General features: G+C 67.1%; 13 protein-coding genes and 1 pseudogene. 13 read left to right on the forward strand and 1 reads right to left on the reverse strand.

Annotated features, from left to right (window positions below):
- The 13 genes and pseudogenes from NON22_RS02345 to NON22_RS02405 form a co-directional block, all read left to right on the forward strand.
- A pseudogene (locus tag NON22_RS02345) lies at positions 1-599 on the forward strand (hypothetical protein); the annotation flags it as partial.
- Between the two features lie 93 nt (positions 600-692).
- Entirely contained in the window at positions 693-2,927 is a 2,235-nt protein-coding gene (locus tag NON22_RS02350; protein ID WP_257385288.1) for a type VI secretion system Vgr family protein, read from the forward strand.
- A 10-nt stretch (positions 2,928-2,937) separates the two neighbouring features.
- Positions 2,938-3,984 carry a DUF2169 family type VI secretion system accessory protein gene (locus tag NON22_RS02355; protein WP_257385289.1) on the forward strand — a complete coding sequence of 349 codons (1,047 nt, stop codon included), beginning with the start codon at positions 2,938-2,940 and terminating at the stop codon, positions 3,982-3,984.
- The gene (locus NON22_RS02360) at positions 3,977-9,259 is read left to right on the forward strand and encodes an RHS repeat-associated core domain-containing protein (protein WP_257385290.1); all 5,283 of its coding nucleotides are present in this window, start codon (positions 3,977-3,979) and stop codon (positions 9,257-9,259) included. The genes NON22_RS02355 and NON22_RS02360 overlap by 8 nt, the downstream gene beginning before the upstream one ends.
- A gap of 9 nt (positions 9,260-9,268) precedes the next feature.
- A complete protein-coding gene (locus NON22_RS02365) occupies positions 9,269-9,943 on the forward strand; it encodes a hypothetical protein (protein WP_257385291.1) in 675 nt (224 codons plus the stop codon).
- A gap of 189 nt (positions 9,944-10,132) precedes the next feature.
- Positions 10,133-11,038: an ornithine lipid hydroxylase OlsE gene (gene olsE, locus NON22_RS02370; RefSeq protein WP_257385292.1), complete on the forward strand. Its 906-nt coding sequence runs from the start codon at positions 10,133-10,135 to the stop codon at positions 11,036-11,038.
- 683 nt (positions 11,039-11,721) lie between these two features.
- A complete protein-coding gene (locus NON22_RS02375; protein WP_257385293.1) occupies positions 11,722-13,929 on the forward strand; it encodes a type VI secretion system Vgr family protein in 2,208 nt (735 codons plus the stop codon).
- A 2-nt stretch (positions 13,930-13,931) separates the two neighbouring features.
- A complete protein-coding gene (locus NON22_RS02380) occupies positions 13,932-15,095 on the forward strand; it encodes a DUF2169 family type VI secretion system accessory protein (protein WP_257385294.1) in 1,164 nt (387 codons plus the stop codon).
- The gene (locus tag NON22_RS02385) at positions 15,088-16,362 is read left to right on the forward strand and encodes a Tle-like phospholipase domain-containing protein (RefSeq protein ID WP_257385295.1); all 1,275 of its coding nucleotides are present in this window, start codon (positions 15,088-15,090) and stop codon (positions 16,360-16,362) included. The genes NON22_RS02380 and NON22_RS02385 overlap by 8 nt, the downstream gene beginning before the upstream one ends.
- Before the next feature lie 86 nt (positions 16,363-16,448).
- Positions 16,449-17,189: an ankyrin repeat domain-containing protein gene (locus tag NON22_RS02390; protein ID WP_257385296.1), complete on the forward strand. Its 741-nt coding sequence runs from the start codon at positions 16,449-16,451 to the stop codon at positions 17,187-17,189.
- 103 nt (positions 17,190-17,292) lie between these two features.
- A complete protein-coding gene (locus NON22_RS02395; protein ID WP_257385297.1) occupies positions 17,293-21,357 on the forward strand; it encodes an RHS repeat-associated core domain-containing protein in 4,065 nt (1,354 codons plus the stop codon).
- Positions 21,351-22,178: a hypothetical protein gene (locus tag NON22_RS02400; protein ID WP_257385298.1), complete on the forward strand. Its 828-nt coding sequence runs from the start codon at positions 21,351-21,353 to the stop codon at positions 22,176-22,178. The genes NON22_RS02395 and NON22_RS02400 overlap by 7 nt, the downstream gene beginning before the upstream one ends.
- 165 nt (positions 22,179-22,343) lie before the next feature.
- A complete protein-coding gene (locus NON22_RS02405) occupies positions 22,344-23,018 on the forward strand; it encodes a hypothetical protein (RefSeq protein WP_257385299.1) in 675 nt (224 codons plus the stop codon).
- Between the two features lie 397 nt (positions 23,019-23,415).
- Here NON22_RS02405 and NON22_RS02410 read toward each other — a convergent pair whose 3' ends face one another.
- Positions 23,416-24,228, reverse strand: a complete 813-nt coding sequence (locus tag NON22_RS02410; protein ID WP_257385300.1) for a hypothetical protein — start codon at positions 24,226-24,228, stop codon at positions 23,416-23,418.
- Positions 24,229-24,241: the final 13 nt, after the last annotated feature.

Genomic DNA, 24,241 nt, shown 5'->3' on the forward strand with positions numbered 1-24,241 from the left:
GGCTGCGCCGCGCCGCGGCGCTGCTGCTCGCGGTGTTCGCGCTGGCCGGCTGCGCCGCGGTCACGGCGGCCGACGGCACCAGCGCCAGGCCGGCCAGGGACGCGGTCGTGCCGGCGCAGATGAGCGATCCGCTGTTCGGCATCGGCTACGACACGGCGAAGATCCGTTTCGAGCGCCTGCCTGCCGCGCTCGCGCGCAGGGCCGAGCTCGGCGACCTGCCGCAATGGATCTACGCGCGCAGCGAATCGCCGGCCGGCACGCTCTACGTCGTTTCCGGCTTCCTGCGCGTGGAATCCGACGATCCCGCGCATCCGTCGTCGTCGATCGAAGCGGATTTCGGCGCCGTGCTGCGCCAGAACGGCGACAAGGTCACGGTGCTCGGCGTGCCCGATCTGCTGTTCGACAAGGACGCGCTCGTGCCGGCCGCGGAGCTCGAGCCGCTGCTCGCCGATGCGGTGAAGCGCTACGTCGCGGCCTGGGGCGGCAAGCCCGCGCTGCAGGCCGCGCTGCAGGAGGTTCGAATGGATGTCGTACCCGTCTCGCTGCGCGAGGCATTGCGCGCACAGAGTCTGCAGGTCGGCGCCGCGGAAGCGCATTGAACGCGTAGACGCATGTCGGCGGTGACGAAGGCGGCGGCTGCAACGGCCGCCGCTGCCGTACCGTCTGTCCGGATTATCTCCCGGGGGGGAGCCATGAATCGCACGTTGAACGTGACCACGCCATTGGGCCCGGAAGTGCTGAAGTTCGATGCACTGCAGGGGAAGGAGAGCCTGTCGCAGCTGTTCGATTTGCAGCTGACGATGAAGAGCGAGGAGCGCGGGATCGGGGCGCCGTCGCTGCTGGGCCAGTCGATCACGGTGGACTTCGAGGTCGAAGGCGGTGGGCGGCGATATCTGAACGGCCAGTGCGTGCAGTTCCGTTCGGCAGGCCGTCGCGGCAAGCAGCATCTGTACGTGGCGCAGTTGAAGCCGTGGCTGTGGTATGCGACGCGGCGCAGCGACTACCGGATCTTCCAGCAGCAGAGCACGGTGGACATCGTCAAGCAGGTGCTGGCGATGTACCCGTTCCAGACGAAGTGGCTGCTGAGCAAGAGCTACCGCAAGTGGAACTACTGCGTGCAGTACCGCGAGACGGACGCGAACTTCGTGCAGCGGCTGCTGGAGCACGAAGGCATCTGGTACTGGTTCGAGCATGCGGCGGGCGAGCACACGCTGGTGATGACCGACGACATCGGCCTGGCCAGTCCGTACCCGGGCTATGCGAAGGTGCCGTTCTATCCGCACGACCACACGGTGCCGGACAAGGATCATTTGCACGGCTGGGCGGCGGGCGGGCAGGTGCAGAGCGGCAAGTACTCGGCACGCGACTACAACTTCGTGATGCCGAGCGCGGACCTGACGACGTTGCGCGCGCAGCCGGCCGGGCATCCGCACGCGAGCTACGACATCTTCGACTACCCGGGCAGCTATCCGACCCTGGGCGAAGGCGACCCGTATGCGCGCGTACGCCTGGAAGAGCTGCAGGCCAGCCACCTGCGCAGCTACGGCCAGGGCCGCGCGCGCGGCCTGGCGCCGGGGCGCCTGGTGACCCTGGAGAAGCACGTCGTCGGCGACTACAACAAGGAATACCTGGTCGTCGGCACGGAATACGACTTCAGCGACAACGACTACGAGGCCAACGAGGACTCGGGCGAGCATCACCTGACGATCGCCGCGGAGTTCCATCCGACCGAGCAGCCGTACCGGCCGGAACGCCGGACGCCCAAGCCGCACACGATGGGCCCGGAAAGTGCCGTGGTGACGGGACCGGCGGGGCAGGAGATCTACACGAACGAGCACGGCCAGGTGAAGGTGCAGTTCCACTGGGACCGCTACGGCAAGAAGGACGAGAACAGTTCGTGCTGGATCCGGGTGTCGCACCCGTGGGCGGGCACGGGCTTCGGCGGGGTGCACATTCCGCGCATCGGGCAGGAGGTGCTGGTGGATCACCTCAACGGCGATCCGGACCAGCCGATCATCGTGGGACGCGTGTACAACACGAACAACCCGCATCCGTGGGGCCTGCCGGCCAACGCGACGCAGTCGGGATTCCTGACGCGCAGCTCGATGGGAGCGAACTGGCAGAACGCCAATGCGCTGCGGTTCGAGGACAAGAAGGGCGAGGAGCAGGTCTGGCTGCACGCGGAGAAGAACCAGGACATCGAGGTCGAGAACGACGAGACGCACTGGGTCGGTCACGACCGGACCAAGACGATCGACCATGACGAGACCGTGCACGTCAAGCACGACCGTACCGAGACCGTCGATCACAACGAGACGATCACGGTGCACAACGACCGCAGGGAACGGGTCGACCACAACGAGACCATCAGCATCGGCGACAACCGCGCCGAGGACGTCGGCAAGAACGAGTCGGTGAAGATCGGCAACAACCAGATCCACGACGTCGGCGACAACCGCACGCGCAGCGTCGGCAAGAACGAGTCGGTCAAGGTCGGTTCCAACCGCACCAAGAAGGTGGGCAAGAACGAGACCGACAAGATCGGCAAGAGCTGGTCGATCAAGGTCGGCAAGTTCAAGACCGAGACGATCGGCATGGCCTCGATGCAGAACGTCGGCCTCGGCAAGATGACCAACGTCGGCCTCGGCTACATGCGCAACGTCGGCATGATGATGACGAGCGTCGTCGGCATGAACCGCACCGACACGGTCGGCAAGAGCCACACGGCGACGGTCGGCACGGTCTACACATTGACGGCCGGCGGCAAGAGCACGATCGTCATGGACGACAAGAGCATCCTGCTGCAGATCGGAAAGTCGAAGCTGGTGCTGGAGGAGAACGGCAACATCACGCTGGAGGGCGTCAGGGTTCAGGTGAAGGGCGACGAGCTCGTCGATCTCGACGGCAAGAAAATCGACCTGAACTGAGGAAGCGCCTGTGACCACGGTCGTCAGCAATTCCCTGTATCCCGTGCAGGGCGTCGAACATCGTTTCTATCACGGCAATCGCTATCACTGCGTTTCGGCGAAAGTCACCCTGCAGTGGGACGACGAAGGCCGGCTCCATTCGGTGGCGAAGCAGCCGGACTGGGTGCGCAACGATCTGTGGCGCGCGCGGGAAAACCGTTCGGGCCTGCTCGTCGCGAGCGAGCTGATTCCGTTCAAGCCGACCACGGACGTGCTCGTCGTCGGCAGCGTTCGCCCGCCCGACGGTCGTCCGGCACGCAGCTGGGCCGGCGCACTGATCGTCGGAACCCGCGAGAAGCGGCTGCGCTTCCACGGGCCGCGCCGGTGGCGGCACGGATTGATGTCGGGCTGGACCCTGTCGGAGCCCGAGCCCTGCGAGCAGGTGTCCCTGTCCTACGAAAACGCGTACGGCGGCGTCGTCGAGGACAAGGAGGAATACGCCGACGGCGAGTTCCATCCTGCCAACCCGCTGGGCTGCGGCTACGTCGGCCGCCATCGGCCCGACACGTCGCGCACCTACCGCGCGCCGCAGATCGAAGCCTGGGACAGTCCCGTCGTCGCGTTCGGCCGCGATGCCGCGGTCGGCGGACTCGGCCCGCTGCCGGGCTTCTTTCCCGAGCGCCTGAAATACGCAGGCACCTACGACAGCGCCTGGGAAGCCGACGTCAAGCCCGACATTCCGCTGGACATGGACATGCGGTACTGGCAAACGGCGCCGGAGGACCAGCGCAGCGACGACTACCTGCGCGCCGGCGACACGATCTCGCTCGTCGGCCTGCGTCCCGGGAATCCCCTGACGCTCGAGCTGCCGCCGTTCGATCCCGCGCTCGTCTGCGACATCGCCGGACGGCCTCGCGAATCCCGGCGCATGAATCTCGACACCGTGTCGGTGGATCTCGACCGCCGGCATCTGGTTCTGCGCTACCACCGCATCGTGGCGTTCGATGCGGCGCTGGAGTCCATCCGCGTCCACTGCGCGCCGTACAAGCCCCTGTCGGGCGAGGTGCGCCATGGGTGACGCACTCAAGGCGGAGAAGATCGCCAGGCATTTCGCCGCCGTCGCCTCGCCGTCCCTGGCCGCGACGCCGTTCGGCAAGCGCGCGGTGCCGACGCTCGCGGCCGTCGACTTCAGCCGGGCCATCAACACGGCGACGAGAACTTACGGCAACTCGGCGCCGCTGTTCCTGCTCACGTCGATGGCGCCGAACGCCACCGGCGACAAGCTGTTCATCCCCGCCGAGTGTCTGCTCGACAACAAAGTGGAGATCAGCTTCGCGACCGCCCATGGCCACATGGGCACCATCATCTCGACCAATGCGCCGCCGGTACCGGCCGCGATCAACTGCGGCGTGCTGTCGGGACCCAACGCCGACTGCAGCGCCGAAATGGAAGCGCTGCTGCGCGCGTTGGCCGAGAAGATGGCCGCGGAGTTCAAGTCGGACCCGATCGGATTCCTGCGCAACTTCAGCAATGCCAGCGACAAGGCGGCTCTGGACCTGCTGAAGTCCCAGGGCAGCTCGTTCCTCGACGGACTGGGAAAGGCCTACGACTGGGCCGTCGACAAGACGTCCCAGGGCATCGAGTACGTCATGGACGGCGGCGCCGCGCGCGACATCGCGAGCGCGGCCGACTACGTGTCCAGCGGACAGATCCTGTCCGACATCAAGGACGGCGCCGTCGCCGCCTACGAGTGGGGCCGCGAAGCGATCGACACGTTGCGCAACCTGGACATGGAGGAGCTCACCCAGGCCTTCATGGACTGGCTGCGCGAGATGTTCGGCGATCTCCAGTGCAGCGCGCGCGACATGATGGCCGCGATGCTGGCCGATCCGCGTCCGATCGCGTCACAGATGGGCGAGGTCTACGGCACGGCGAAGGTCGTCGTGGCCGAAGCGGCCGCGGCCGCGGCCGTCGACGTGTTCATCAGCAAGGGCGCGGCGTCCGCCGCCACGCGCCTTGGTTCGCTGGTGGCCAAGGCCGGGCCGCGCATCGGCAAGCTGACCGACAAGATCGGCGACCTGCTGCGCCGCGCACGGCGCAAGCCCGACGCCGGGCCGGACAAGAAGCCGCACCCGGCGCCGAAGAAGGATCACACGCCGGAGAAGCCGCCGGACAAGGACGCGGTCAAGAAAGACAAGGACGGCGATGCGGACAGGCCCTGTCTCGAATGCCCGTCGACCGGCACGCCGGTCAACACCATCTTCGGCTGCAAGATTCTCGGCGGCGACGACGAGCTGGACTTCGTGATCGATTCGCCGCTGCCGCTGGTCTGGCAGCGCAACTATGCGTCCAGCAACGCGTACGAAAGCTATCTCGGTCACGGATGGACCGTGCCGTTCGATTTCCGCATCGACGTGGAGGACGACGCGCTCGTCTTCGTCGAGGCGCAGGGGCGGCGCGTCGCGTTCCCGATGCTGAGCGTAGGCGACACGTTCTTCTCGCGCTACGAACACATCCGGCTGCACCGTTCCGAACGGAATCGCTGCGACCTGACGACACCGGACGGAACGCGGCTCGTCTTCGGGCTGTGCCCGCGCGACTTCCGGGAAGCGGCCGGGCGGGACTCGGCCGAACGCGCGGAAGCGGCGCAGTTCGACCAGGCCCTGGAGACGCTGCACCGGTCGGGCCGGCTCGCCGGCGACATCCCGGCCGCCGCACCGGCGGCTCCCGATCGCCGCCCGCCGCAGGCGCAGTCGCTGGTGCTGCTCGGCGTGGTGGATCCGAACGGCGGTTGGATCCGCGTCCACTACGTCCACGACGACCTGCCGCACGTCATGGAAACCAGCGACGGACGGCACGTCGGCTTTCATTTCGATCCGGCGTGCGGACCCGGACAGCGCGCGCGGCTGCGTCGCGTCAGCGAACTGCTCGGCGATGCGGACGAACAGGGACGCTTCCCGTCGTCCCGGCCGCTGATCGAGTATCGCTACAGCGAGGAGGGCGATCTCGTCGCCGTCGTCGACGACAACGATCAGGTCGTGCGTAAGTTCGCCTGGTCCAATCACATGCTCGTCGAGCACGCCGTGCCGGGCGGTCTCGTGTCGCGCTACGAGTGGGACAGCCTCACGCCGCAGGGGCGCGTGCTCGCCAACATCCTGTCCACCGGCGAGCACCTGCGCTTCGACTACGATCCGCTCGACCGGGTCAATCGCGTCACGGACGCGAGCGGCCGGGTCACCGCCTACCGTTACGACGACAGAAACTATTTCACGGGGCTGACGACACCCGACGGTGCCGAGTGGCGCTATGCGCGCGACATCCACGGCAACCTGCTCGGCATTACCGACCCGCTCGGGCGGACCACGCGCTATACCTACGATCAGCAGGGACGTCTGCTGCGCATCGCGCAGCCTGACGGCGGCACCTACCTGTTCCGCTACGAGGACGGCCATCGCAGTCCCGTCGCGGTCACCGACCCGCTGGGCCAGACCGCCGAGTTCCGCTACGACGACCGCGGCAATCTCATCGAGGCGCGCGACGAAGGCGGCGCCGTGACGCGCTATGCGCTCGACGGCCAGGGCCGTCCGGTACGCATCATCGACGCACGCGGCGGCGAGAACGTCCTGAGCTACGACCGCAGCGGCCGCCTCGTCGAACGGCGCGACTGCCTCGGCCAGTCGACCCGCCACGACTACGACGCGGCCGGCAACGTGGTCCGGAGCATCGATCCGCTCGGCGGAACGACGCACTACCAGTACCGGCGGATCAACCGGCAGGACCGCGTGGTCGCGATCACCACGGCCGACGGCGCCACCGAGCGCTTCGGCCACGATGCGCTCGGCCGTCTCGTCGCCCACGTCGACGCCGCCGGCCACGCGACGCGCTACGCGCTCGCGCCCGACGGCAGGCCGTTGACGCGCGAGGACGCCGCGGGCCGCACGCAGCGCTATCGGTACGACGTGCACGGCCGGCTGACCGCGTTGGTCAACGAGAACGGCGCGACGGCGAACTTCGCCTGGGACGCCGTCGGCCGCCTCGTCGCCGAGCGCGGATTCGACGGCCGCCGCATCGACTATCGCTACAACCTCGCCGGCGAGCTCGTCGAAAGTGCGGACGGCGTTCCCGACGGCCAGCCGTGGATGGCGCCCGGCCAGGAGGGCCTGATCCGCGTGCGCTTCCAGCGCGACGCGGCCGGCCGCCTCACCGACAAGATCAGCAGCGTCCCGGGCGCGGCCGGCCGGGAAGACATTTGCCACAACCGATACACGTACAACATTGCCGGACGGCTGATCGGCGCGCGAAACCGCGAGTCCAGCGTCGCGCTGCACTACACGCCGACGGGCCTCCTTGCGCGCCAGATCACACGGACGCGCGGCGCCGCGGCCGCCACGCTCGAACACGTCTACGACGGGCTCGGCAACTGCTATCAGACCACCTTGCCCGACGGACGCGTCCTGCGGCATCACCTGTACGGCTCGGGCCACGTCGACCGCATCAGTCTCGACGACACCGTCGTCAGCCGGTTCGAGCGCGATGCGCTCCATCGCGAAACGGTGCGGCAGCAGGGCGCGCTGCAGACCTTTTTCGAGCGCGACGCGGTCGGCCGCATCGTGCAGCAGACCGTGCGCTCGGCCGCGCCGGATCGTCCGGCCGCCGAGCCGCGGATCGCGCGCCAGTACCGCTACGACAGTCTCGGCCAGCTGCTGACGGTCGACGACGCGCGTATCGGACGCACGAGCTATCGGTACGATCCCACGCGCCGGCTGCTGGCGGCGGCCGGCCGTTCCGGCCGCGAGCTCTTCGCGTTCGATCCGGCCGGCAACCTGCTCGACGGGACGGGCGCGGGCGACGACGTGCAGGCCGCCATGCGCCGCCAGTGGACCGACGCCGAATGGCAGGACTACGTCGAGGCGAACATCGGCCGCGAGGATTTCAATCCGCTGCGTATGCCGGACCGGTTCGCCGCCGATCCGGGCCAATGGCCTGCCGCCGGAACCAATCGGCTCGCGGTGTTCCAGCAGCATCGCTATCGCTACGACCGCTGGGGCAACTGCGTGGAAAAGCGCTCCGGTGCCCAGGAGGTTCGCGCGTTCGAGTGGAACGCCGAGCATCGCCTGCGCAAGGTCCGGATACGGACGGCTCGCGGCGTCGAGCAGTGGGGCTACGACTACGATCCGTTCGGCCGGCGCATCGCCAAGTACCGGCTGCCGGCCGATCCGCCGACGGACGTCGCCTCGTCCACGGGCGATGCGAAGGCCCGGCGCAAGCGCGCGGCGGCGCGTCTGCGGCAGTCGCGGCAGAGTGCCGACGCGACGCACTACACCTGGGACGACAACCGGCTGCTGCTCGAGGATCGCGACGGCCGGCGTACCCTGCACCTGTACGAGCCCGGCACGTTCGTGCCGCTGGCCCTCGTGCGCAGCGCGGTGTCACCGGCGCAACCGGCCGATCCGTCGCCGCTGCCGCACGACCTGCTCAGTCTCAAGGATCTCTATCCGGAGCAATGGGCCGCCGTCGAGCGCCGGCGCGGCAAGCTGCAGTCGCAACTGGGCATCGTCGACGAGGCGTCGGCGCCGCCGCCGCCGTTCGAGATCTTTCACGTCCATGCCGATCACCTGGGCACGCCGCGCGAGCTGACCGATGCGGACGGGCATCTGGTCTGGGCGGCGAGCTATCGCGCCTGGGGCGCCGCTGCAGAGATCGCGACGCCGCCGCGCCGCGCGTTCGGCGGCGCCGGCAACGCCGTGGAGGAGCAATGGCTGGAGCAGGCCGATCCGGTTTCCCAGAACCTGCGCTTCCAGGGGCAGTATTTCGACGCGGAAACCGGCCTGCACTACAACCGCTACCGATACTACGATCCCGACTGCGGCCGTTTCGTCTCGCAGGATCCGGTCGGCCTCGCCGGCGGCATGAACCCCTACCTCTACGCGCCGAACCCGACGCAGTGGATCGATCCGAGCGGACTTTGCAGCTCCACCTTGGACCGCAATCTCGGCGGCACGGTCGGCGACGGCAAGCAGGCGCACCATCTGATACCGGAAGAGATCTGGGGCGACCACCAGGCGTTCTTCGACGACATCGGCATGGGCGGGCAGCGGGACAAGAAGGAGAACGGATTGCTGATGCCGGCCAGCGCCAAGAAAGCCAAGCAGATGAAGCGCAAGTTCTACCACTGCGGCTCGCACGGCGTGATGTACTCGCCGATGGTGAACAAGGCGGTCACCGACATCGAAGCCGAGTTCCGTTCCGGCGCCATCGACGCCGCGCAGGCACGGGGAAGGATCGGCGCTCTGCAGCAGTCGATGCGTGGCATGCTGTCGGCGAAAGGCACGGTGCCGGTGAGACTCTTCTAGGAACGGTCGATGAAGTTCTACGTGTTGACGCAGAAGCAGGATGTGGGCTGTCCGCTCGGAATGTTGAACGGCGTCCTCGTCGACGGCTTCGACCCGGACGCGCACAAGGCGAACTACGGCCTGCAGCCGTGGTACGCGAACCCGGCGCGCGGGCTTCCGCACCAGCCGTTTCCGGACACGCTCTGCTTCGTGACCAAGGACCCGAAGTACGCGTTCGCGATCAGGAGCAGGATCCCGTTCTTCTACATCGCGAGCGACGCGCTGATCGAGGCCTGCAGGCAGCTCCACGTGAGCATCGAGGATGCGAAGCGCATCGACGTGCTGTCGCGGCAGGGAAAGAAAGTCTCCGCGCTCGACTATTGGGTCTGCACGTTCGTTCCGCTGCCGCTCGACCGCGTCGCCGGCGAAGGCTCGGTGCTCGAGAAGGCCGGCCCGGTGCATACGCGCATCCGTCGCCTCCACGTCCGGCCCGACGTGACCGACGACCTGTTTCGCCTGGCGGGCGTGCCGGCGGACATCGACACGCTCGTCTGCTCCGAGCGTTTCCGCGACCGCGCGAAAGCCGGCGGTTTCAAAGGCATCGAATTCACGGACGTCGACGCGTTCGACTGGCCGCCGGCGCGCAGCCCGGAGGAGCAGATGATGCGCGCGCTTTCCGGCGAGCCGGTGGTCCATCCGATCTGAACCGCCGCCGGTCGATCCGCCGGCGCGGCCGTCGCACCGTGGTTGCCGGAGGCATTCGCGCCGGGTGGCGGCATTCAGGGGAATCGATCTTTCCGCGACTCGGCCCTCCGCTTCGCGCCGGTTGACGCCTCGCCTGCGGCGCGGAACCATCGCGGGACGCCGGCGTGGGGGCCGGGCAAGGGGCGAACGATGGGATCTAGTCGCGCGTCGGTCTGGCTCTCGTGGCTGTTGTGGCCTGTGCTCTACGGCGCGGGCCTGTTCGGCGCCGGGCTTGCGCTGTCCAGCGCGCGGCCGCTGCTCTGGTTCAACGTGACGTATCTGAGCCTCGTCGCGGTCATCGCCGTGCTTGAGCGGTGGATGCCGTTCGAGCCGCAATGGCTGGCCGACGACGGCGAGACCGGCGCGAATCTCGCGCATACGGTGTTCACGAAGGGGCTCGTGCAGATCGCGGCCGCGGCGGCGGCGACCCTCGGCATGGCCACGGCCACGGTCGTGCAGCCGGTGACCGCGCCGGCCCAGGTCTGGTGGCCGACGGCCTGGCCGCTGTTCGCGCAGGTCGTGCTCGGCCTCGTCGTCGCGGAGCTCGGCCTCTACGCCGCGCATCGCATCGCGCACGAGCGGCCGTCGTTCTGGCGCTTCCACGCGCTGCACCACAGCGTGCGCCGGCTCTGGGTCGTCAACACGGGCCGCTTCCATATCGTCGACACCTGCTTCAAGGCGCTGCTCGGGCAGGTGCCGCTGTATCTGCTCGGCGCGCCGCTGCAGGTGTTCCTCTGGATCAGCGCGGTGACCGCGGTGACCGGCCTGCTGACCCACTGCAACATCGTGCTGCGCACGGGGCCGCTGGACTGGATCTTCTCGACGCCGGCGCTGCATCGCTGGCACCACTCCAAGATCCTCGACGAAGGCAATCGCAACTACGGCGAGAACCTCGTGCTCTGGGACCAGCTGTTCGGCACCTACTACAACCCGGCGCGGCGGCCGCCGGCGGACATCGGCATCCACGGCCGCATCGCGAAAGGATTTCTCGCCCAGCTCGTGCAGCCGTTCCGGCGCGACGGCGTGCGCGAAATCATGGACCCGGACACGCGCTGAGCGCGGCGGGCCGTTTCCGTCCGCGTTGCGCGCTCGCGTCGCGCGGCCGTCGAACGGCGCAACGGCGCAACGGCGCAACGGCGCGTCGCCACGTCGACGGATACCTCATCGAGATTGGCCGGGCGCGTATCGGAAACGCGGCGATGTCGTTCACGCCCTCTGCCGAGTGCCGCACGCGACATCCGCATCCTGCGGCGGCGTGACGTTCGGCCGCGAGGCCGCGCGCGACGAACGAGCGCATGATTTCCTCCCCTGTGCCGGCGAACGTTTCGCCGGTCCTGTGCGCACCGTCACACGCATCGGCCGGCGCCATCGGTGCCGCCATGACAGCAGGTTGACGCTGTCTTAACGGGCTCTGCCATCGCGCTGCAATCGTGGCGAAGTGACACTGTGAAAATATTGACCATGCGCGTGCGGCCGGACTGGATATCGGCCTCCGCTTTGCGTCAATGTGATGCAGTTGCTGTTTGTCGACGCGTCGCAAACGCTAAGGTACAGCCTGGGTTCAAGCCACCGCGTGGCGCGGTGCTCGGTTCGCGAGGCGCTCGCATTCCTCGCCGCCGATGCGCGACGGAGTCGCGCAAAACCTGGCAGTTTCGGGAATGCCGACGGCCTCAGCAGCCGCATCGGCCGGCGGCCTGCTGCGTCGCCGTGTCATCGCTTGGATTTGCGCAAGGACCACCATGAATCGCACGTTGAACGTGACCACGCCATTGGGCCCGGAAGTGCTGAAGTTCGATGCACTGCAGGGGAAGGAGAGCCTGTCGCAGCTGTTCGATTTGCAGCTGACGATGAAGAGCGAGGAGCGCGGGATCGGGGCGCCGTCGCTGCTGGGCCAGTCGATCACGGTGGACTTCGAGGTCGAAGGCGGTGGGCGGCGATATCTGAACGGCCAGTGCGTGCAGTTCCGTTCGGCAGGCCGTCGCGGCAAGCAGCATCTGTACGTGGCGCAGTTGAAGCCGTGGCTGTGGTATGCGACGCGGCGCAGCGACTACCGGATCTTCCAGCAGCAGAGCACGGTGGACATCGTCAAGCAGGTGCTGGCGATGTACCCGTTCCAGACGAAGTGGCTGCTGAGCAAGAGCTACCGCAAGTGGAACTACTGCGTGCAGTACCGCGAGACGGACGCGAACTTCGTGCAGCGGCTGCTGGAGCACGAAGGCATCTGGTACTGGTTCGAGCATGCGGCGGGCGAGCACACGCTGGTGATGACCGACGACATCGGCCTGGCCAGTCCGTACCCGGGCTATGCGAAGGTGCCGTTCTATCCGCACGACCACACGGTGCCGGACAAGGATCATTTGCACGGCTGGGCGGCGGGCGGGCAGGTGCAGAGCGGCAAGTACTCGGCACGCGACTACAACTTCGTGATGCCGAGCGCGGACCTGACGACGTTGCGCGCGCAGCCGGCCGGGCATCCGCACGCGAGCTACGACATCTTCGACTACCCGGGCAGCTATCCGACCCTGGGCGAAGGCGACCCGTATGCGCGCGTACGCCTGGAAGAGCTGCAGGCCAGCCACCTGCGCAGCTACGGCCAGGGCCGCGCGCGCGGCCTGGCGCCGGGGCGCCTGGTGACCCTGGAGAAGCACGTCGTCGGCGACTACAACAAGGAATACCTGGTCGTCGGCACGGAATACGACTTCAGCGACAACGACTACGAGGCCAACGAGGACTCGGGCGAGCATCACCTGACGATCGCCGCGGAGTTCCATCCGACCGAGCAGCCGTACCGGCCGGAACGCCGGACGCCCAAGCCGCACACGATGGGCCCGGAAAGTGCCGTGGTGACGGGACCGGCGGGGCAGGAGATCTACACGAACGAGCACGGCCAGGTGAAGGTGCAGTTCCACTGGGACCGCTACGGCAAGAAGGACGAGAACAGTTCGTGCTGGATCCGGGTGTCGCACCCGTGGGCGGGCACGGGCTTCGGCGGGGTGCACATTCCGCGCATCGGGCAGGAGGTGCTGGTGGATCACCTCAACGGCGATCCGGACCAGCCGATCATCGTGGGACGCGTGTACAACACGAACAACCCGCATCCGTGGGGCCTGCCGGCCAACGCGACGCAGTCGGGATTCCTGACGCGCAGCTCGATGGGAGCGAACTGGCAGAACGCCAATGCGCTGCGGTTCGAGGACAAGAAGGGCGAGGAGCAGGTCTGGCTGCACGCGGAGAAGAACCAGGACATCGAGGTCGAGAACGACGAGACGCACTGGGTCGGTCACGACCGGACCAAGACGATCGACCATGACGAGACCGTGCACGTCAAGCACGACCGTACCGAGACCGTCGATCACAACGAGACGATCACGGTGCACAACGACCGCACCGAGACCGTCGACGGCTACGAGACGATCACGATCCACAAGGACCGCACCGAGACCGTCGACGGCCACGAGACGATCACGATCCACAAGAACCGCACCGAGACCGTCAACCAGAACGAGACGATCTCGGTCGTGAAGAACCGCACCGAGGACGTCGGCCAGAACGAGACGGTCAGCATCGGCAAGAACCGCAAGGTCAACATCGGCCAGAACAAGTCCGAGACCATCGGCATGGGCTCGATGCTCAACGTCGGCCTGGCCCAGGTCACGAACATCGGCGGCGCCTACGCGCTGAACGTCGGCGCGGGCTGGATGAGCAACGTCGGCCTCATGCACATGCACAACGTCGGCGTGAAGCTCGCGGTGACGGTCGGCAAGACGATCAGCTTCAGCGCCGGCAACACGGCGACCTACGAGGCCGGCGACAAGCTGTCGCTGATCTGCGGCGATTCGATGATCGTGCTGGAGAAGAACGGCACGGTCACGATCAGCGGCAACCGGATCAAGGTCATCGGCGAGAAGCACGTCGACGTGAACGGCAAACTGATCGACATCAACTGACCATGGCGGAGCTGATCAATCACACGGCATTCCCGGCTCTGCTCTACGATGCACTCGACCAGCACGACGCCGGCTTCAGCGTAGTCGCCGCGCACCTGAGCTACGACCTCCTCATCCGTCCGGAAGACGGCGCGGCGAACCTGCGCTTCTGCGAGGAGCAGGCGCCGCTGTGCATGGCCGACGAGCACTACGGCGAGCCGGACCGCACGAGTACGCGGTTCGAAAGCGACATCGTTCCGTACAAGCCGCGCCTCGACGTCGTCGTCAACGGCACGGCGTACGCGCCCGGCGACAAGCCGGCGCCGGCGTTCGGCGTCGCGATCCGCATCCACGAACGCCTGCGCAGCCTGCTGGTCTGCGGCCCGCGCGACTGGAAGCGCGGCCTGACCGGCTGGAGCCTGACCGATCCGGCGCCGATCGCGGCACTGCCGCTGCGCTACGAATACGCCGGCGGCGGCCTGCACCGCATCGAGAATCAGGACTACGCCGCGGCGTCGAACGTCGTCGGCATGGGCTGGTATCCGCCGGAATTCCTGCGCCAGTTCCGCGGCGACCGCCTGCCGGCGCCGCAGATCGAATCCCACGAGCACCGGCTCGGAGGCATCAGCGACGAAACGCCCGCGGCCGGCTTCGGCTTCATCGGCCGCGGCTGGCGCGGCCGCATCGACCACGCCGGTACGGCCGACGCGGCCTGGCAGGCCGAGCGTCATCCGCTGCTGCCGCGCGATTTCCGCATGGAGTTCTGGAACGGTGCGCCGCCGGCGCAGCAGTTCGAGCATCCCAGGCCGCTCGGCAGCGTGGCGATCGCGACGCAGAACCTCGTCGCCGCGCGCGACGTGCCGGGGCAGGGCGTGCACTTCACGGTGCCGGTCGAGAGCGTGTTCGTGCTGGTCGGTCTGGAGCGTGGCATCGGACTCACGCGCGACCTGATCCTCGACACGATCGTCGTCGACATGGATGCGCGCAAGGTGCATTGCACCTATCGCGTCGCGCTGGCCGAGGAGCTCGACATCGCCGAGGTGCAGCTGCGCTACATCGCCGCCGACGAACGCGACGCGCAGCGCGAGAAGGCCGCGCGCATGAATCCCGACCCGGCGGTGCGCGAGTTCGTGCCGCTGCCGCCCAGCCTCATGACGAAACCTGCCGGACAGGCCGCCCATGGCTAGCAACCTCGCTGCGCGCAAAGACGGCAAATGGCGCATCGTCTTCCTGACGCCGGACTTCTGCTTCACGCCGGGCTCGCCGTCGCCCGTGCCGTATCCGGTTACGTCCGATCTCGGCAATGCCAAGAACGTCGTGACGTCGGTGCGCCTGAACAAGAAGCCCGCGTTCGTGTTCGACGCGAGCAAGGCGCCGCGCACGATCGGCGATCAGGCCGGCACGAACAAGGGCGTCGTCAGCCACACGGTCGGCGCCGACTGCTGGGCCATGACCCATTCGCCGGACACGCGCATCGGCCAGCGCTGGGTCGTGCGCAACGGCGAAATGTTCTACATGAACGGCAACTTCAACAAGCCGCCGGGCAGGAACCTCACGAAGAAGGAGCGCTGGGAAGAGCGCAAGCGCCTGATCGAGCAAGGCAAGCAGAGCTCCGATCCGAAGGTGCGCGCGGCTGCCGAGCGGCTCGAACGCAACAACGTCGGCGTCGAGAAGGCCAAGCTCGCGCAGGACATCTACAACCCCGACAAGGGACCGCCGGAAGGCTGGAAGAACATCAGCAACGATCCGGAAGCGCTGGCCAAGTACGGCCTCAAGCCCGAAGACCTGCGCATCGACGGCACGCCGAGCTTCCGCGCCGGCGTCTACGAGCCGGATCCGGCCGTGTTCGGCAGCGACATGCGCCCGTCGGTCGTGTTCCAGGGCACGAATCCGTCGAGTATGACGGACTGGAAGAACAACTTCGCCCAGGGCCTGAACATGAATTCGCCGTATTACGAGCGCGCCGTCGGCATCGGCAACTCGGTCGGCAATTCGGGCGCGTCGGTCGACATCGTCGGACACTCGCTCGGCGGCGGCATGGCCTCGGCCGCGTCGCGCGCGAGCGGCGCGCCGGGCTGGACCTTCAACTCCGCGGGCCTGAACCCGAACACGGTCACGCGCTACGGCGGCACGAACCACGTGCCGGCCAGCGAGAACATCACCGGCTACCAGGTCGCCGGCGAAGTGCTGACCGGGCTGCAGCAGCAGGGCGTGCTCGGCACACTCGCGGCGGCCGGCGTCGGCGCGCTGTTCGGCGGCATCGGCGGCGCCGTCGTCGGCGGCCTGATCAAGATGGGCGTCAGCGCGATGATGCCCGATGCCGTCGGCAACATGTTCCCGCTCGAAGGCCACGGCAATCCGGTCGCGCGGCACGGCATGGACCAGGTGATCGACGGGATCGAGAAACAAAAGGACGAGGATCAGGCCATCATCCGCGGCGCCGGCGGAGGCTAGCGATGCGGCGCTGGTCGGTCGCCTGGCGACAGTGGTGTTTGGCAGTGGCGGCGCTCCTGTCGCCGTGGACTTCGGAAAGTGCAGGCATGAAAACCCCAGCGGCAGAACAGTTCTTCAGCGGTCCCACGCTCACGCTCGCGCAGGCCATCGAACGCGGCGACGCGGCGGAGGTCGACGCGCTCGCGCGCACGGTCGACCTGAACAAGCCCGGCGCCGACGACATGACGGTGCTGTTCTTCGCCCTGCAGAAAGCGTTCGGCGAGAAGCCGGCGCAGCTGCAGATCATCACGCAGCTGGTCAAGGCCGGCGCCGATCCGCTGCAGCGCGTCGAGGACCTCGGCAGCGTGCTCGGCGTCTCCTTGCAGGCGGCCAGCCCGCTCTACGTCAAGGCGCTGCTCGACGGCGGCGTCAGTCCCGACACGATCGAAGGCAGCACGCCGATCCTGTTCAAGGCCACGCGCGAGGCGACTTTCGGCACGCTCAAGCTGCTCGTGGAGCGCGGCGCCGACGTCAACCGGCGCGATTCGCTCGGCAATACCGCGCTGATGCAGGGCCTGACGACGATGCAGCTCGACCAGGTCGAGTACCTGCTCGCGCACGGCGCGAAGCCCGATTTCGTCAACATCAACGGCGTCTCGTTCGCGAACCAGCTGCAGTTCCAGATCGGCCGCCAGCAGGAGGGCTCGCCGGCGCAGCGCAAGATGCTGGAAATCCGCGACCGCATCGTCGCGATGGGCGTGGCCTGGCCGCCGGCCTCGCGCGAAGCCGAGCAGGAACGCATGCGCGCGCGCGGCCAGGAGCCGGGCAAGCCGCTGAAGGTGAATTGACGCAGACGGACGAGCGATCCAGGGACAGTGTTCGTGGCCTGCGCAGGCAGGCGGCCGGGGGGCACCGACACGCAACGAAGCTATCTTCTGAGCGGAAGCGATCATGGCCGTAGGGAACACGATAGGGAAACTGACCAACGAACCGGTACTGCCGCAGAGCACGCCATCGGGCAGCGCGAACCCGCCCGAGAAGAAGAGCTGGTGGAGCAAGTGGGGCGACGTCGTCCACACCGGCCTGGATGTGCTCGGCGCCGTGCCGGTGGTCGGCATCGTCGCCGACGGTGCGAACGCGGCGATCTACGCGGCCGAAGGCGACTACGTCAACGCCGCGATCTCCGGCGCGTCGGCCGCGGCTAACCTGATCCCCGGCGGCGGCGCGGCGATGAAGGCCGGCAAGGCGGCCGTCGCGGTCGGCAAGACCGTCGCGAAGGAAGGCGCCGAGGCGCTGGCCAAGCAGGCGGCCAAGGAAGTCGCCGAGAAGGCGGCCAAGGAAGCGGCGGAGAAGGCCGCGAAAGAGGCGGCTGAGGAAGGCGCCGAGGCGGCCGGCAAGAAGGCCGCGAAAGAAGCCGGCAGCGATGCCGGCGGCGGCGTCAAGGGCAAGGGCAAGAAAAAGGAACCCTGCAAGAACAAGACGTGCGTCGGCGCGCCGGTCAATCCGGTGCTCGGTATCAAGTTCCTGATCGGCGAAGAAGATCGGGACTTCGAGCTACCCGCGCCGCTGCCGCTGCGCTGGCAGCGCACGTATTTCTCCGACCAGACAGGTATCGGCTGGCTGGGTCAGGGCTGGTCGCTGCCGATCGCGACGTTCCTGCAGCGCCGCGCCGACGGATTCGTGCTGACCGACAGCACCGGCCGGCAGATCGAGCTGCCGGACCTCGAGCCCGGCGAAGCGCACTTCGACAATTACGAATCGATGACGTTCGCGCGCGAAGCGAACGGCCGCTACCGGCTGAGCGCCGTCGACGGCGGCTCGCATCAGATATTCGCGCCGCTGGACCTGGGCGACGGCGACAGCGAAGGCCTGCGCAGCGTCTATCTGCCGCTGATCGCACTGGAGGACCGCAACGGCAACCGCATCCGGCTGTTCTACGACGACCGCGGTCTGCCGGCGTTCGTGCACGACTCCGCCGGCCGGCTGCTGGGTTTGCGTTTCGACGCGCTGCAGACCGCCTCGGGCGCGTGCTGGCGCCTCGGCGCCGTCATGCAGCTTCACGGCGAGCCGCGTGCCGACGGAACCTGGCCGCCGGCGCAACTCGAAGCGCTGGTGCAGTACAGCTACAGCGCCGAAGGCGATCTCGCGGCCGTGGCCGACGGCGAGGGCCGCGTGCGTCGCCAGTTCCGCTACCGCAACCATATGCTCGTCGAGCACGCCCAGCCGGGCGGGCTCGTCTCGCGCTACGAATACGACCGCTACGATCCGCAAGGCCGCGTACTGCGGCATGCGACCAACGTCGACCAACTCTGGCTGTTCGACTACGAATCCGGCGCGACGACGGTCACCGACAACCTCGGCCGCCGCACGCGCTACGAGTACAACGACGACAAGGAGCTGGTCGCCGTCACGGATCCGGCCGGCGGCGTCACCCGCTACGAACACAACGCCTGGGGTAAGCCGACGGTCATCGTCGATGCGTCGGGCAAGATGACGCGGTATCGCTACGACGACCGCGGCAACACCACGGCCACGATCGAGCCGGACGGCAAGGTCACGGAAATCCACTATCACGATAAATGGAATCTTCCGACAGCGATCATCGACGCGACCGGCGCGACGACCGTCATGGACTACGACGCTGCCGGCAATCTGATCCGGCGCACCGACGCGCTCGGCCAGGTCACCTGCTTCAACCACGACGCGCGCGGCCTCGTGGTGCGCGTCGTCGACGCGAAGGGCGGCCGGCAACACTTCGACTACGACAGCTACGGCCAACTCGTCGCGCATGTCGACTGCGTCGGCCACGTCACGCGCTACGAATGGGATGCGCGCGGCAACCAGACGGCGCTGATCCAGCCCGACGGTACCCGCACCGAATACCGCCACGATCGCAGCGGCCGTCTGCTGTCGGCGCACTACGCCGACGGAGCGAGCGAGCGCTACGACTACGACGCGCTCGGGCGTCTGATCCGCCGCGTCGACGTCGGCGGCAGCACGACCGAATGGGAACTCGCCGCCGACGGCGCTCCGCTCGCGCGCGTCGACGCGCTGGGCCATCGCGCGCAGTATCACTACGACGGCGCGCGACGGCTCGTCGCCATCGTCAACGAGAACGGCGCACGCTACCGCTTCGCGTTCGACGCGAACGACAACCTCGTTTCCGAGCAGGGCTTCGACGAGCGCGTCACGCAGTACGTCTACGATGCCGCCGGCCGTGTGCTCGAGAAACGCGAACTCGGCGCGCAGTCGGCGGCTGCGACGGAGCCGGATCGCGAAGCTTCGTCGTCCCTGCTACGCACGCAATACCGGCGCGACGCCGGAGGAAGGGTCGTCGAGAAAATCGTCGCTCGCGCCGCGGACAAGCGCATACAGCGCACGCAGTTCGAGTACGACCCCGCCGGCCGGCTCGTCGCCGGGATCAACAATGGCGGTCGCGTCGGACTCGCCTACGACGATCTCGGCCAGGTCGTCGAGGAAACCAGCCTCGTACTCGGCCGCCAGCGGCGCATCGGCTACGCCTACGACGGCCTCGGCAACCGCGTCCAGACCGCGCTCCCGGACGGACGCGTGCTGTCGCAGCGCTTCTACGGCCCTGGTTTCCTGCATCAGATCGCGCTCGACGACGACGTCGTCACCGACATCGAGCGCGACGTCATGCAGCGCGAGACCGTGCGCAGCCAGGGCGCGCTCACTAGCTATTTCGACTACGACGTCATCGGTCGCCGCGTCGGCCAGCGCGCGCGCAAGACGGCCGTCGCCGTGGACGACGTCGTGGAGCGGCGCTACGTCTACGGCGCCGACGGCAATCTTGCCGCCGTCAGCGACCGGCGTTTCGGACAGACCGCCTACGCCTACGACGCGCTGGGCCGCATCACGCGTGCCAACGCCGAGCGTTTCGCGTTCGATCCGGCGCACAACATCGTCGACGCGCCGCAGCAGGCGGTGCGCAGCAACCGGGTCGTCGCCTACGACGACAAACGCTTCCGCTACGACACTCACGGCAATCTGATCGAGAAGCGGATCGGCGGCCATACCTGCATGCGCCTTCACTACGATCCGGAACACCGTCTGGAGCGTGCGGACATCACGCGCAACGGCGTCAGGCAGTCCGTGACCTATGGTTACGACGCGTTCGGCCGCCGCACCTGGAAGCGCGACGCGTTCGGCACGACCGAGTTCGTCTGGGACGGAAACCGCCTGCTGCAGGAACTGCGCCGCGGCCGCTGCCTGACCTACGTCTACGACGGTTCGAGCTTCGTGCCGGTCGCGCAGATCGAATCGGCGGCGACGCCGGAAGCGGCAACCACCGCAACCGCCTCCGGCATCGTGCGCTACTTCCATACCGACCAGAGCGGCGCGCCGCGCGAGCTGACCGGTGCCGACGGCGCCGTCGCCTGGCGCGCGCAGTACCGCGTCTGGGGCAATACGCTGCTCGTCGAATATCCTGAGCAGCCGGCGTCGGTGGATGCCGAGCCGGTACACCAGCCGCTGCGTTTCCAGGGACAGTATTTCGACAGCGAAACCGGCCTGCACTACAACCGCTTCCGCTATTACGATCCGGACGTCGGCCGTTTCGTCAGCCAGGATCCGATCGGGCTCGCCGGCGGCGGCAACGCGTACCAGTACGCGCCGAACCCGTTCGACTGGGCCGATCCGCACGGGCTCAAGCACACGGCCGTCTGGGCGCTCATGGACCCGAACGGCAACCTCAAGGCCGAGGGCATCGAGTTCAGCGGATGCGACAAGAAGCCCGGGCGCCGCCTGAATTTCCAGGAACAGCTGATGGTGCATACCGAGCGGAAGATCATGGCCAAGATCTCCGGCATCGCCCAGCCCGGCGATCATCTCGTGATTCTCGGCGAGCGCCCGCCGTGCAATCCGGGCGGACGCGGCTGCCAGTCGGCCATGGACGCGTTCGCGAAGGAGCGCGGCGTCAAGGTGACCTACATGACGAACGACGGCGAGTGGAATTACCCTCAGCTGTCCTGTGACTGCGGCAAGAAGAAATGCTGAGCAATTTCCCGTCGCTGAACGAATGGCAGGCGCTTTCCGACGACGCGAAGGACGCGGTATTGGCCCGCGTCGCGAACGAGCTGTCGCTGCCGCAGCCGTTTCGACTGTCGCGTGACGACCGGGTCGTGCCGCGCGTCGTCGTCGACTACGGCGAACGCGGCGGCCGCATTCCGTTCCGGCTGATTCCCGCACATCGCGTGCCGGTCGGCCTCAGCGATCGCAACCTCGCCGCGATACACGCGATCACTTACGAACCGCAGATCTCGGTCGAGGAAATGACGCCGCTGACAGCGGTCGACGTCGGCGCGTTTCTCGTCGCTGAGCTGCCGCTGTCGGTGGCGCAGGCGCGCCTGCTCGCCGGTGTGGGGCTGGACGGCGAACGCGCGGACTTTCCGGCCTATCTTGATGCGCAGGCCGCGGAAGCGGCAGTCGTCGCGCTCGGCGCGACGCTGCCCAGCGAAGCGCAGTGGGAATGCGTGGCCAAGGCCGGCGGCGACCCGCTGTTTCCGTTCGGCGACACGCTGCCCGACGAAGCCGCGATCGAGCCCTGGATGCGCTACGACCTCGCCGATCCGGATGCAGCGCGCACGGCTTTCGGCATCGGCGGCCTGTTCTTCGCCGAGTGGTGCGGCGATGCATTCGCCGTCAGCCATGCGCCCGACGCCGAGCGTCTGCCCGACGGCCGCACGATCAAGGGCGGCGGCGCGTACTTCTGGCCCTGGCAGGACGAAGAGTGGGTCTGGTGCCTCTGTTCGATGCGCATGCCGTCGACCGATCTGGATGGCGGCGTCGCTGTCTGCCGGCCCGTCATTCCGCTCTGAGCCGCTCGGCCTGACCGAATTCCTTCAGGCGGCAACCGTCTGCTCCGCAACGCGGAAAAGAAAGGCCTCAACGTCGCGAGCATCCTGGAAGACATCGGCCAGCGGCTCGAGAGCGGGGCCTGGAAGAAGGCCTTCGAGTGCTGCTGCAAATGATCGGACCCGGCAATGGCTGAAATACCCGTCGTCATGGAATTGCCCGGCATCGCGTCGCGCATCGACGCGGCGCTGCAGCAGTTCCAGCAGCGCCAGGCGGACCAGGCGTTCCTGACGCGCTGCCTCGCGCTGATCGGCCAGGTCGAGGAATGGAAATATTCGACCGGCCCGCTGTACGACCTGCCGCCGTACCAGATGCAGCTCATGGGCTTCTCCGGCGGCAAGCCGCTGAAGAAGCCGTTCGCGGACCTGACCGCGGCGCGCTCGGGCGGCGCCTACGCCTCGGGCTTCGTCGGCGGACGCCATGTGCTGACCGTGGATCCGGCCGAGAACCTGAAACTGTCGCCGCAGGTCACGCAGTACGACCACGAGGGCGACCTGACGCGCGCGACGATCACGCGCCAGCCCGACCTGGCCGTGCCGCCGCTTGCGAAGCCGGCCAGCCTCGTCGGTCTCGGCGAAACGGCATGGCTCGACGAGCGGCGCCGGCTCCATGTCGGCGTCGGCGGCCGCGGCGCCTTCGCGGTGTACCTCTACCGCTACGACGACGCACAGCGGCCGCGGCACGTGCACCTGTTCTCGAAGGGCCACGTCGCGCAGTCCGACTACGAGCTGCACTACGACGATGCCGGCAACCTGGTCCGCGTCACCGACGTACTCGGCAATCCGGTCTGGCCGAAGCGCTGAGCGCTGCGCGAGCCGGGCGCGACCGAAGTCGACCGCACGGCGTTCGGCGCGGCGGCAACCGTGAATGGCTTCCACGACAATCGCTATGCCGGCGCAGAAGCTGAGCGGCGCTCAGGGTTCTACTTCGAAATCCAGCGGGTAGTGGCGCTGGTTGCGGAAGCCACCATGCGTCGTCCTTCACACTTCAATCCGGAGTTCCGACTACGCCAGGACTCAGCGGGTCGTGCGTGACGCCCGAGAGCGCGATACCAGCAGACCTGCGTGACGGGCTTTCCACCGGTGCCGTCGCAAGGCCGGCGCAAGCCGCCGGCCCCCGCTCGGTGCGCATTAAGTAATTGGCATTCGAACCTGCCCCGTTGCTCCCGGATCGCGCCACAGGCACACCTCCACGATGGCTTCAAGGTTGACTGGGGGCGGCTTGTTGCTCTGGGGCAACGATCTTTGTCGCAGGATGCGACCCTAGTTGAACGCTCTCAAAATGTTGCCGAATGCGATCAATCAATTGATCGTGCGTTGGTGGGTCTAGCCTTGCACAAAAATGCTCTACCTGAATGCAGAAATTTATGGCGCCGGACAGATAAGCGTAAGCAGCATCGCAGTAGCTGTCGATTGAGCGCAAATAGTCGTCGGCGCTCCTTGCCTCCTTTCCCAGCGGATCAGATATTTCTTGCAGAAAGAAAAGCAGTTCAACGATATTGCCGACGACCGGAAATTTTGACAGCAGTTGCTTTCTGATCATGTCGACCTTCGCTTGGAAGGCGCGTCGATCTGGGCTCGCGAACAACTCGTCGAGAACAGACAGCCAGCTCTCACCGACGGCATAGACGAGATCGAGGTGCAATATATGCATATTTCCGGCATGTGCGGCTGCCTCGGCAACAGCTGATGATGCGCGAAGAAGAAAGTTTCGAGTGGCTTTTCCAAGCTCGGTATCGTTGAAGTCGATATCGCCGGTTTTTTGGATCTCTGAGCGAGACTTTTCCAGCATAATCAACTGTTCGTCAACAAAACGATTTGTAGAATCGTTCATCGCCTGAACAGACGAAAGAATATCGTAGACTGCTGCAAAGCTGATAACCGTCAAGCTCTTTGCTCTTTCGAGCTCAGCAATCATTACGCTGCTCTTGATGTTCATTGCTTGGGATGAAAAACTGGACATGCGTTTTTCATAGCTCGCAACCAGATTGCTCAGGTCATCTACTTTACTCACGGAGTCATTCTCC

Source organism: Tahibacter caeni, assembly GCF_024609805.1.
Taxonomy (GTDB): domain Bacteria; phylum Pseudomonadota; class Gammaproteobacteria; order Xanthomonadales; family Rhodanobacteraceae; genus Tahibacter; species Tahibacter caeni.

Coding starts and splice junctions, on each gene's coding strand:
- NON22_RS02390 (WP_257385296.1), top strand. CDS start 16,449: ATGAAAACCCCAGCGGCAGAACAGTTCTTCAGCGGTCCCACGCTCACG.
- NON22_RS02405 (WP_257385299.1), top strand. CDS start 22,344: ATGGCTGAAATACCCGTCGTCATGGAATTGCCCGGCATCGCGTCGCGC.
- NON22_RS02375 (WP_257385293.1), top strand. CDS start 11,722: ATGAATCGCACGTTGAACGTGACCACGCCATTGGGCCCGGAAGTGCTG.
- NON22_RS02380 (WP_257385294.1), top strand. CDS start 13,932: ATGGCGGAGCTGATCAATCACACGGCATTCCCGGCTCTGCTCTACGAT.
- NON22_RS02395 (WP_257385297.1), top strand. CDS start 17,293: ATGGCCGTAGGGAACACGATAGGGAAACTGACCAACGAACCGGTACTG.
- NON22_RS02400 (WP_257385298.1), top strand. CDS start 21,351: ATGCTGAGCAATTTCCCGTCGCTGAACGAATGGCAGGCGCTTTCCGAC.
- NON22_RS02350 (WP_257385288.1), top strand. CDS start 693: ATGAATCGCACGTTGAACGTGACCACGCCATTGGGCCCGGAAGTGCTG.
- NON22_RS02365 (WP_257385291.1), top strand. CDS start 9,269: ATGAAGTTCTACGTGTTGACGCAGAAGCAGGATGTGGGCTGTCCGCTC.
- olsE (WP_257385292.1), top strand. CDS start 10,133: ATGGGATCTAGTCGCGCGTCGGTCTGGCTCTCGTGGCTGTTGTGGCCT.
- NON22_RS02360 (WP_257385290.1), top strand. CDS start 3,977: ATGGGTGACGCACTCAAGGCGGAGAAGATCGCCAGGCATTTCGCCGCC.
- NON22_RS02385 (WP_257385295.1), top strand. CDS start 15,088: ATGGCTAGCAACCTCGCTGCGCGCAAAGACGGCAAATGGCGCATCGTC.